Source organism: Bacillus mobilis, from assembly GCF_001884045.1.
In the GTDB taxonomy this organism is placed as follows: domain Bacteria; phylum Bacillota; class Bacilli; order Bacillales; family Bacillaceae_G; genus Bacillus_A; species Bacillus_A mobilis.
Genome location: NZ_MACF01000076.1, coordinates 1 through 289 on the forward strand (window position 1 = coordinate 1; position 289 = coordinate 289).

Genomic DNA, 289 nt, shown 5'->3' on the forward strand with positions numbered 1-289 from the left:
GCGGCAAGGATGACCAAGGTGGCAAAGACGACCAAGGCAGCAAAGACGATCAGAATGGCAAAGATGGCCAAGACGGTAAGGACGGCCAAGATAATAAGGTAGTTAACGAAAAACCAGTTATCAAAGTAGATAAAGATGAAATCTTCGTAGAAAAAGGTAAGAAAGACCTTGATGTGAAGAAAGAAATCAATGTAAAAGTAACAGATAAAGAAGACGGCGATTTAACAGATAAAGCTGTAGTAGAAGGCACTGTAGATACAAACAAAGTCGGCGAACAAAAAGTGAAAGT

Annotated in this window: 1 pseudogene; it reads left to right on the forward strand. The window is 39.8% G+C overall.

Features of this window, described 5'->3' with window-relative positions:
• Nucleotides 1-289, forward strand: a pseudogene (locus BAQ44_RS30840) (hypothetical protein); the annotation flags it as partial.